13 protein-coding genes and 1 tRNA gene are annotated in these 8,607 nt (G+C 58.8%); 10 read left to right on the top strand and 4 right to left on the bottom strand.

From position 1 onward, the window contains the following. Positions 1-87: 87 nt before the first annotated feature. The 3 genes from ACQRAX_RS20880 to ACQRAX_RS20870 all read right to left on the bottom strand — a co-directional run bounded on the left by ACQRAX_RS20880 (position 88) and on the right by ACQRAX_RS20870 (position 1,580). The gene (locus tag ACQRAX_RS20880; protein WP_412039558.1) at positions 88-549 is read right to left on the bottom strand and encodes a hypothetical protein; all 462 of its coding nucleotides are present in this window, start codon (positions 547-549) and stop codon (positions 88-90) included. A gap of 73 nt (positions 550-622) precedes the next feature. Next, positions 623-1,009 carry a hypothetical protein gene (locus tag ACQRAX_RS20875; RefSeq protein WP_412039559.1) on the bottom strand — a complete coding sequence of 129 codons (387 nt, stop codon included), beginning with the start codon at positions 1,007-1,009 and terminating at the stop codon, positions 623-625. 97 nt (positions 1,010-1,106) lie between these two features. After that, positions 1,107-1,580, bottom strand: a complete 474-nt coding sequence (locus ACQRAX_RS20870) for a hypothetical protein (protein ID WP_412039560.1) — start codon at positions 1,578-1,580, stop codon at positions 1,107-1,109. Positions 1,581-1,717: 137 nt separating this feature from the next. Here ACQRAX_RS20870 and ACQRAX_RS20865 point away from each other — a divergent pair, with 137 nt between their 5' ends. The 3 genes from ACQRAX_RS20865 to ACQRAX_RS20855 all read left to right on the top strand — a co-directional run bounded on the left by ACQRAX_RS20865 (position 1,718) and on the right by ACQRAX_RS20855 (position 3,484). Beyond that, positions 1,718-2,134, top strand: a complete 417-nt coding sequence (locus ACQRAX_RS20865) for a hypothetical protein (RefSeq protein WP_412039561.1) — start codon at positions 1,718-1,720, stop codon at positions 2,132-2,134. 74 nt (positions 2,135-2,208) lie between these two features. Then, on the top strand, positions 2,209-2,421 hold the full coding sequence (locus tag ACQRAX_RS20860) for a DUF4224 domain-containing protein (protein ID WP_412039650.1): 213 nt from the start codon (positions 2,209-2,211) through the stop codon (positions 2,419-2,421). A gap of 1 nt (position 2,422) precedes the next feature. Next, the gene (locus ACQRAX_RS20855) at positions 2,423-3,484 is read left to right on the top strand and encodes a tyrosine-type recombinase/integrase (RefSeq protein ID WP_412039562.1); all 1,062 of its coding nucleotides are present in this window, start codon (positions 2,423-2,425) and stop codon (positions 3,482-3,484) included. Between the two features lie 131 nt (positions 3,485-3,615). Here the strand turns inward: ACQRAX_RS20855 and ACQRAX_RS20850 are convergent. Further along, positions 3,616-3,703, bottom strand: a tRNA-Ser gene (locus tag ACQRAX_RS20850). Positions 3,704-3,824: 121 nt separating this feature from the next. Between ACQRAX_RS20850 and ACQRAX_RS20845 the strand changes: the two genes are divergently transcribed. From ACQRAX_RS20845 to ACQRAX_RS20815, 7 genes are all read left to right on the top strand, one after another. Further along, the gene (locus ACQRAX_RS20845; protein WP_028944268.1) at positions 3,825-4,496 is read left to right on the top strand and encodes a Bax inhibitor-1/YccA family protein; all 672 of its coding nucleotides are present in this window, start codon (positions 3,825-3,827) and stop codon (positions 4,494-4,496) included. Between the two features lie 171 nt (positions 4,497-4,667). Continuing rightward, positions 4,668-6,047 (top strand): nucleobase:cation symporter-2 family protein, encoded by a 1,380-nt coding sequence (locus tag ACQRAX_RS20840; RefSeq protein WP_412039563.1) that lies wholly within the window; start codon positions 4,668-4,670, stop codon positions 6,045-6,047. A gap of 154 nt (positions 6,048-6,201) precedes the next feature. Then, the gene (tusD, locus tag ACQRAX_RS20835; RefSeq protein WP_412039564.1) at positions 6,202-6,594 is read left to right on the top strand and encodes a sulfurtransferase complex subunit TusD; all 393 of its coding nucleotides are present in this window, start codon (positions 6,202-6,204) and stop codon (positions 6,592-6,594) included. 1 nt (position 6,595) lies between these two features. After that, the gene (tusC, locus tag ACQRAX_RS20830; RefSeq protein ID WP_412039565.1) at positions 6,596-6,955 is read left to right on the top strand and encodes a sulfurtransferase complex subunit TusC; all 360 of its coding nucleotides are present in this window, start codon (positions 6,596-6,598) and stop codon (positions 6,953-6,955) included. After that, positions 6,955-7,254, top strand: coding sequence for a sulfurtransferase complex subunit TusB (gene tusB / locus ACQRAX_RS20825; protein ID WP_412039566.1), 300 nt, complete (start codon positions 6,955-6,957; stop codon positions 7,252-7,254). The genes tusC and tusB overlap by 1 nt, the downstream gene beginning before the upstream one ends. Continuing rightward, positions 7,251-7,586 (top strand): TusE/DsrC/DsvC family sulfur relay protein, encoded by a 336-nt coding sequence (locus tag ACQRAX_RS20820; protein WP_412039567.1) that lies wholly within the window; start codon positions 7,251-7,253, stop codon positions 7,584-7,586. Before tusB ends, ACQRAX_RS20820 begins: the two co-directional genes overlap by 4 nt. Further along, positions 7,583-8,596, top strand: a complete 1,014-nt coding sequence (locus ACQRAX_RS20815) for a glycosyl transferase family protein (protein WP_412039568.1) — start codon at positions 7,583-7,585, stop codon at positions 8,594-8,596. Before ACQRAX_RS20820 ends, ACQRAX_RS20815 begins: the two co-directional genes overlap by 4 nt. Positions 8,597-8,607 lie beyond the last annotated feature (11 nt).

The following is an 8,607-nucleotide window of genomic DNA, read 5'->3' as shown; positions in this document are numbered from 1 at the left end:
GAAAAGCTATGCCGCTATGGTCTCGCTGGCTTGTTCCATGCGGTGTTTGCGACATCTCTTTTCGTACAGTGCCTAGACCACTACACCTCATTCCTGCTTAGCTTTTGGCATATCTTTCGGGGGACTGTACGCCAAACGATTCTCGCTTAATCGGTGAAAAGGCGACCGCTTCATCCAAGGGAGCGCGCTATAGAAAGCAACCAGCAGTAAAGCCCAGCAGACAAGGCAAAAGATCGATCCTTCGCTCTTGCTCAAAGGAAGTTCAAAAGCAATTGCCACCACCGCGAACATCATGCTGGCAAAAAATAAGCAGGTGGCCATGGCATTGACTAAGAAATTTAGCCTGTACCAATGACCTGGAATTAGTTCCAGTGGTCCCATGGCAAATAGTGCAATTCCGAGCGGCATGGAAAACATGACCAATGACGCAGATGGCTCTCCGTACCGCAGGAAAACTATCCAAATCGCGAGCCCTGCGAATGATGCAGTTCGTGTTTTCGTCGCCGCTAATCGTGAGCCAAACGCTCTGACTGGTTCCCACAGCCCCATCACAGCTCTCCCTGCCTAGTAAGCGTCAAAGCATAACACTCCTATTCAACGAATCACGCCACCGCGGTGAGGATCAATCGAAGCCGAGTACCCCCAGGAGAGACAACGCCTCCTCAATAGATGTGATCTTCACCGACCAGTGAGCAGCTTGGGCAGTATCAGTGAAGCTACCAGGGAACTCCGCCCTCACTTTGTCTGGGTTGTAGTTGTCCTTGTTGGTCACAGGTGGCCGCCACTGGAATGTCAGCCACTCTTTGGCTGGCATTATCGTAAACCAACATTCACCGTTCACTTCGAGCCCTACTGTTCGGACTTCACCTTGAGCTTTACGACCGCAGGTAACCTTCTTCGAGCAAGTAAAAATTCCAATCAATAGCGCAAACGCCCGCTGCACAGATAGGCAATCGATGTACTCGTAAAAATCAGACATCCATCGCATGTCTTCGGTGGCTTTCAGCATCGCTTCACCCTCCTCTCAACCCACAAACTCTAGTCGAGCTCGGCAAGGATCACCTATGTCTCCATATCGCCTGCGCAGCAAGACTGTCCTGAGTTTTTCAGGCGGCCGCACCAGCGCTTACATGCTGCGCCAGGTGCTCGACCACAACGATGACCTGAGCGACCTGCTCGTACTTTTCGCCAACAGCGGTAAGGAGCACCCCGCAACCCTGGAGTTCGTCCGCGAGTGCGCCGAGCGCTGGGCGGCGCCGATCACCTGGCTGGAGTATCGCGACAATGAACAGGGCTTCGCCGTGGTGGACTTCGACACCTGCAGCCGGGATGGAGAGCCGTTCGAAGCGGTCATCCGCAAGCGCAAGTATCTGCCCAACCCGGTGACCAGGTTCTGCACTGTCGAGCTGAAAATCAGGACCATGCACCGCTACCTGAAGTCGATTGGCTGGACCAACGATGAAGGCGAGTGGGATCAGATGGTCGGCATCCGGGCAGACAAGCCGCGGCGCTACCACCGCATGATGGCTGCCAACGAGAAAGGCGGTAACCGGTGGGAGAACGTGACACCCATGTATCACGCGGGCGTGCTGAAGGCCGACGTGAACAGCTTCTGGGCGCGCCAGCTGATCGACCTTGGCATCGACTCCGACTTGGGAAACTGCGATCTCTGCTTCCTCAAGTTACCCGAGAAGATCATCCGGGCCATTATTGAGAATTGGGCTTTGTGCAGGTCCAGCTGCAGGGCAGCCAGCGCCTGCACGTTTGGCACCCAGCGCTGCCGCGGCGCAGCTGTTTCGAGCATTCAGCCATCCACGACCATCGCTTCAACTTCATGTCGCGCGTTCTGGTTGGCACCCAGATCAACCACTGCTACAACCTGGTCAGCAATCCAGGGGGCGAGTTCGTACTTTATCTGCACGAAGGCAAGCGCACTTCCGGTGGCGGCCGGCCATGGACGCCGGATGGTAGGGCGGACCTGGTGCACGACTTAACGCACAAGATCGAGGCCGGAAACGACTACAACACTCTGGCCTATGAGTACCACCGGACTGAGCCCGACACCGACTTCGATCGATACCAGTGGACCCCGGCCCAGCTCTGGGAAGTTGTCCGTGACGTGCTAATCGCCTAACCCCTCCCCACCTCTGCCGCCATGCGCGGCGTGGAGCCTATTCCATGGAAACCGAAATTCTCTCGGAGAAATAACTGGCCGAGCTGACCGGCTACAAGGCCAGGGGCTACCAGCGCCGCTGGCTTGAAGAGCGCCAATGGCACTTCGTCGAAAGCCGCGGTGGCCGACCACTGGTTGGCCGGCAGTATGCCCGTATGAAACTGGACGTGACCCTTGAAGTCATGCCTGTGACGCCACCACCAATGCCAACCCCGGCATGGACCCCAGACTTTTCGCGAGTGAAGTGAAATGCGACCCAGGAGCAAGGAAAACAGGGATCTGCCGCCCAACATGTACCGCCGCAAGCGCACCAGCAAGAGCAAGAAGCAGTCAGGCAAGGAATGGATCAGCTACTTCTACCTGGACAAATCGGGGAAGGAGATATCGCTTGGCACGGATCTAGACCAAGCCCGACTGAAGTGGGCCGAGCTTGAGGCAAAGGAAAAGCCGCAGGACCTACGGATCATGAAAGCCATTTTCGATAGGTACGAACGAGACATCATTCCCAAGAAAGGCGCACGCACGCAGAAGGACAACCTGGCGGAACTGCGCCAATTGCGGCCGTTCTTCGACGAGGCGCCCATCGATGCGATAACCCCAGCGCTGGTCGCTCAGTACCGAGACAAACGGAGCGCCAAGGTGCGCGCCAATCGGGAGCTGGCTACCCTCTCCCACGTTTTCAACATGGCTCGGGAGTGGGGTCTCACTGCGAAGGAGAACCCGTGCCAGGGCGTGCGGAAGAATAAAGAGAAGCCCCGCGACTTTTATGCCAATGACACTGTGTGGAATGCGGTCTACCGGAAGGCGGTGCCGGAACTGAAGGACGCCATGGACCTGGCGTATTTGACTGGCCAGCGTCCAGCGGACGTACTGGTGATGAGAAGAGACGATATCGAGGGTGATTACCTGGTCGTCCAACAGAACAAGACCCAGAAAAAGCTCAGGATCATGTTGGCAGTAGATGGCATTGCCAACAGCCTGGGCACGCTAATCACCCAGATGGCCGCGCGCAACCAGCAGCACAGTTCGAGCTATCTGATTGTCAGTGATCGAGGGAAACGGATGTCGGCGCCAATGCTGCGCAACCGCTGGGATGAAGCAAGGGACCTTGCCAAGTCGGCAGCACTCGAAGCCGGGGACAGCCTTCTGGCTGCACGGATCGCCCAGTTCCAGTTCCGCGATATCCGCCCGAAGGCAGCTTCCGAAATCAAGGACATCGAGGACGCCAGTCTGCTATTGGGGCATACCAAAGGCGACATTACGGAGCGCGTTTATCGGAGGGTTGGAGCCATCGCGAAGCCATCCAAATAGCGAAAGTTTTGGAAGCGATTACAAAACGAACTGGAAGCGATGGACTTTTGGCGTTCCCAAGGGTGTTCCCATGGGTGATTTTTCTATGCCCCAGAAACGCAAAAAGCCCTGAATAATCAGGGCTTTGAATATGGCGGAAGCGTAGAGATTCGAACTCTAGGATAGTTGCCCATCGACGGTTTTCAAGACCGTTGCCTTAAACCACTCGGCCACGCTTCCTCGTATTGCGGGCGCCATAATACCGAAATGAAACAAGCTGTCAAACTCTCTGTGTAGCTGGTTTGCCAAGCTCTGTTATGATCTTTGCATCTGAACGTTTCAAACCCACAGGAGTGTCGCCATGCGCGAACAGGATTACGCCGTCAATCACGGCCAGCAGGTCGAGCAGCAGGAGGTCAGCAAGGTCCTGCGCAATACGTACGGTTTGCTGGCTATCACCCTCGCCTTCAGTGGCGTCATGGCTTTCATCGCGCAGCAGATGCGCGTCGGCTACCCGAACATTTTCGTGGTGCTGATCGGCTTCTACGGCCTGTTCTTCCTCACCAACAAGCTGCGCGATTCGGCTTGGGGCTTGGTGTCGACCTTCGCCCTCACCGGTTTCATGGGCTTTATCCTCGGCCCTATTCTCAACCGTTACCTGGGCATGGCCGGTGGCGCTGAAGTAGTGAGCTCGGCCTTCGCGATGACCGCGCTGGTGTTCGGTGGTCTGTCGGCCTATGTGCTGATTACCCGCAAGGACATGAGCTTCCTCGGTGGTTTCATCACCGCCGGTTTCTTCGTGCTGATGGGCGCGGTGCTGGCTAGCCTGTTCTTCCAGATCAGCGGCCTGCAGCTGGCGATCAGCGCCGGTTTCGTGCTGTTCTCGTCGGTGTGTATTCTGTTCCAGACCAGCGCGATCATTCACGGTGGCGAGCGTAACTACATCATGGCGACCGTCAGCCTGTATGTGTCGATCTACAACCTGTTCGTCAGCCTGCTGCAGCTGTTCGGCCTGATGGGTCGGGATGACTGATCTGGTTTCCGGCAGGTAGATTATGAAAGAGCCCGCTTCGGCGGGCTTTTTTGTGGGAGAGGCTTTTAGGGCCCGCCCACTCCCGCAAAAACGGCGGAAGCCGTAATTACTACCGCAAATGGCCATAGCCCCGTAGAATGCGCTCCTTTTTTCTTCCGGGGCAGCATTCCCATGAGTTCAATCGAGCAAGGGCCCGGCGCACCTGCGCAGGTCAATGAACTGGTTCTCGGCCTTGAGGATCGGCCGCGGCCGCTGATTGCCATGCTGGCCGCGCTGCAGCATCTGCTGGCGATCATTGTGCCGATCGTGACGCCGGGGCTGTTGATCTGTCAGGCGCTGGGGGTGTCAGCGCGCGACACCAACCTGATTGTGTCGATGTCGTTGGTGATTTCCGGGATCGCGACCTTTGTTCAATGCCGACGCTTCGGGCCGTTCGGCGCCGGGCTTCTGATTGTCCAGGGCACCAGTTTCAACTTTGTCGGGCCGCTGATCGCTGGCGGCGCGCTGATGGTCAAGCAAGGTACGCCGGTGGAAGCGGTCATGGCGGCGATTTTCGGTGTGGTGATTGCCGGCTCGTTTGTCGAGATGGGCATTTCGCGCATTCTGCCGTTCGTTAAACGTCTGATCACACCGCTGGTGACCGGTATCGTGGTGCTGATGATCGGCCTGACCCTGATCAAGGTCGGTCTGATCAGCATGGGCGGTGGTTTTGGCGCCATGAGCAACGGCACCTTCGCCAATGGCGAGAACCTGCTGCTGTCGGGTGTGGTACTGGCGATTATTGTGGTGCTTAACCGTATTCCCGTGGTGTGGATGCGCAGTTGCGCGATTGTCATTGCACTGGCGGTCGGTTATGCCCTGGCCGGCTATCTGGGCCGCCTGGACTTCACCGGCATGCACCAGGCCGAGCTGTTCCAGGTGCCGATGCCGCTGCATTTCGGCCTGGGTTTCTCCTGGGCGCTGTTCATTCCGATGTTGGTGATTTATCTGGTGACCTCGTTGGAAGCCATTGGTGACGTCACCGCCACCAGTAAGGTTTCACGCCAGCCCGTCGAAGGCCCGCTGTGGATGCAACGGATCAAAGGCGGAGTACTGGTCAACGGTGCTAACTCGCTGCTTGCCGGCATGTTCAACACCTTCCCGAGCTCGATCTTTGCTCAGAACAACGGGGTGATTCAACTGACCGGTATCGCCAGCCGCCACATCGGCATCTGGATTGCGGCCATGCTGGTGATCCTCGGTCTGTTCCCCAGTGTTGCCGGGGTGATCCAGGCCGTGCCGGAGCCGGTGCTCGGTGGCGCGGCGATGGTGATGTTCGGCGCGGTGGCGGCGTCCGGGATCAATATTCTCGCCAGCATCAGCCTGGATCGTCGGGCGCTGTTGATTATTGCGGTGTCGCTGGCGTTGGGCCTGGGTGTGGCGCAGGTGCCGGAATTCCTCGCGCATATGCCAGCGGCGCTGCGCAATGTGCTGGAGTCGGGGGTGGCTACCGGGGGGATTTGTGCGTTGGTGTTGAACTGGTTCTTGCCGGAGCATAAAGAGAAAGCTTGAGTGAGCTAGGGACGCATTGCATTGCGGCCCATCGCTGGTAATGCCAGTTGCCACAAGGGTTACAAGGCACTTGCTTCCCTCCTGAAAAGCCCGCGGCATGTTGCTGCGGGCTTTTTGCTTTATTATTGGCGCAGTTTTGCTGAATGAGCCTTCCATGAAGTTCGCCATTGCGGTTTTTTCTCCGGCCCATGCGCCCTCCTCACGACGTGCCTTGCTGTTCGCCCAGGCAGCGCTGGCCGCTGGGCATGAAATTGTCCGGCTGTTTTTCTATCAAGACGGTGTCCACAGCGCCTCCAGCAATGTGGTCACCCCACAGGATGAGCTGGACGTCGCCGCCCAGTGGCGCAGCTTTATCAGCGAGCACAGCCTCGATGCCGTGGTGTGTATCGCTACCGCCTTGCGCCGTGGTGTGCTCAATGCCGAAGAAGCCCAACGCTATAAGCGCCCGGCGGTAAACCTGCCAGCCCCTTGGGAGCTGTCCGGGCTCGGCCAGTTGCACGAAGGTGCGCAAAGCGCTGATCGCTTGCTTTGCTTTGGAGGCGATTGAAATGGCCAAATCTATGCTGATTATCAGCCGTCAGGCCCCATGGGCCGGGCCATCGGCGCGAGAAGCGTTGGATATCGCCTTGGCCGGAGGGGCCTTCGACCTGCCGCTGGGCATGCTGTTTCTCGATGATGGGGTGTTCCAGCTGGCGCCCGGACAGCAACCTGCGCACGTGCAGCAAAAAAACCTCGCCGCCAACCTGCAGGCCCTGCCGATGTTCGGCGTCGAAGAGTTGTTTGCCGCCAGCAGCAGCTTGCAAGAGCGCGGCTTGGCTGCGGACGCTCTGAGCCTGCCGGTGCAGGTACTGGATGATGCCGCGCTGGCGGCGTTGATCGACCGTTTCGACCAGGTGGTAACCCTCTGATGAGCACCTTGCACGTAATTGCCCACTCCCCCTTCGGTGACAATCGCCTGAGCAGTTGCCTGCGCCTGCTCGGCAGTGCGGATGGTGTGTTGCTCTGCGGCGATGCGGTATACGCCCTGCAGCCTGGTAGCGTGCCGCTCGCCAGCCTGCAAGCAAGCAACCTGCAAGGCCGCCTGTTTGCCCTTGAAGAAGACCTGCAAGCCCGCGCCATCAGCACTGGCACTGACACTCAGACCATCGACTACCCGGCGTTTGTCGCCTTGTCACTGGACTACGACAAGGTCAACAGCTGGCTATGATGACCCTGACCGTGGGCGAACGCCCCATAGCCCTGGACAAGGACGGCTACCTGGTCGACCTTGCGGACTGGTCCGACGAAGTCGCCCAGGCCCTGGCAGCCCAGGAACAGCTGGAGCTGACGCCTGAACACTGGGAAGTGCTGACTCTGCTGCGCGCCTTCTACCAGGAGTTCGAGCTGTCACCAGCGACCCGCCCGCTGATCAAGTACACCGCGCTCAAGCTGGGCCCGGAAAAAGGCAACAGCATGAACCTGAACCGCCTGTTCAAAGGCACTCCCGCCAAACTTGCCGCGAAGATTGCGGGCCTGCCGAAGCCGACCAATTGCATATGACCGACCCGCGCCCGCTGACCCTAGAAACCCCAGCCGAACACCCCTTTGCCCAGTTCGTGCGCATCCTTGGCAAGGGCAAGCGCGGTGCCCGCGGCCTAAGCCGTGAAGAGGCGCGTGAAGCCATGGGCATGCTGCTCGATGGCAAGGTCGAGGAAACCCAACTGGGCGCCTTCCTGATGCTGCTGCGGCACAAGGAGGAAAGCCCAGAAGAACTGGCCGGCTTTACCGAGGCCCTGCGGCAGCGCTTACAGGCACCGCCAATTGCCGTAGACCTGGACTGGCCAAGCTACGCTGGCAAGAAGCGTCATTTACCCTGGTACCTGCTGGCAGCCAAATGCCTGGCTGCCAACGGTGTGCGCATCCTGATGCATGGCGGCGGCGCCCACACCGCTGGGCGGCTGTATAGCGAACAGGTCCTGGAGCTGTTGCAGATCCCGCTGTGTCGTGGCTGGGATGCCGTAGCGCAGGCTCTGGACAGCCAGCAACTGGCGTTTATTCCGCTGCACGACTGGGCCCCACGCCTGCAACGGATGATCGACCTGCGTAACACCCTGGGCCTGCGCTCGCCGATTCACTCCCTGGCCCGGGCACTCAATCCGCTCGGCGCCCGCTGTGGCCTGCAGAGCATCTTCCATCCCGGCTACCAGGCCGTGCATCGTGAAGCAAGCCAACTGCTTGGCGACTCGGCGATCGTGGTCAAGGGCGATGGGGGCGAAATCGAGATCAATCCAGACAGCGGCAGCCATCTGTATGGCACCGCCCACGGCATTGACTGGGACGAAGAATGGCCAGCCCTGGCCGCTCAGCGCCACGTCAAACCGGCGAGCCTTGATCCTCAGCACTTGCTGACGGTGTGGCGCGGCGAAGCCCGCGACAGTTACGGTGAGCTTGCCGTGGTTGCCACCATGGCCCTGGCCTTGCGTGGACTGGGCCGCAACCGCGAAGACGCCTTCGCCGTTGCACAAGGCTATTGGGATCAGCGTCTGGCATACATCAATAAAGTCGATTAAACAGGCGTAGA

Origin of the sequence: Pseudomonas sp. UM16 (genome assembly GCF_050312595.1) — a bacterium.
Taxonomy (GTDB): Bacteria; Pseudomonadota; Gammaproteobacteria; order Pseudomonadales; family Pseudomonadaceae; genus Aquipseudomonas.
This window is presented reverse-complemented; position numbering and strand designations above follow the sequence as displayed.

Coding starts and splice junctions, on each gene's coding strand:
- ACQRAX_RS20880 (WP_412039558.1), bottom strand. CDS start 549: ATGGGGCTGTGGGAACCAGTCAGAGCGTTTGGCTCACGATTAGCGGCG.
- ACQRAX_RS20875 (WP_412039559.1), bottom strand. CDS start 1,009: ATGCTGAAAGCCACCGAAGACATGCGATGGATGTCTGATTTTTACGAG.
- ACQRAX_RS20855 (WP_412039562.1), top strand. CDS start 2,423: ATGCGACCCAGGAGCAAGGAAAACAGGGATCTGCCGCCCAACATGTAC.
- ACQRAX_RS20845 (WP_028944268.1), top strand. CDS start 3,825: ATGCGCGAACAGGATTACGCCGTCAATCACGGCCAGCAGGTCGAGCAG.
- ACQRAX_RS20840 (WP_412039563.1), top strand. CDS start 4,668: ATGAGTTCAATCGAGCAAGGGCCCGGCGCACCTGCGCAGGTCAATGAA.
- tusD (WP_412039564.1), top strand. CDS start 6,202: ATGAAGTTCGCCATTGCGGTTTTTTCTCCGGCCCATGCGCCCTCCTCA.
- tusC (WP_412039565.1), top strand. CDS start 6,596: ATGGCCAAATCTATGCTGATTATCAGCCGTCAGGCCCCATGGGCCGGG.
- tusB (WP_412039566.1), top strand. CDS start 6,955: ATGAGCACCTTGCACGTAATTGCCCACTCCCCCTTCGGTGACAATCGC.
- ACQRAX_RS20820 (WP_412039567.1), top strand. CDS start 7,251: ATGATGACCCTGACCGTGGGCGAACGCCCCATAGCCCTGGACAAGGAC.
- ACQRAX_RS20815 (WP_412039568.1), top strand. CDS start 7,583: ATGACCGACCCGCGCCCGCTGACCCTAGAAACCCCAGCCGAACACCCC.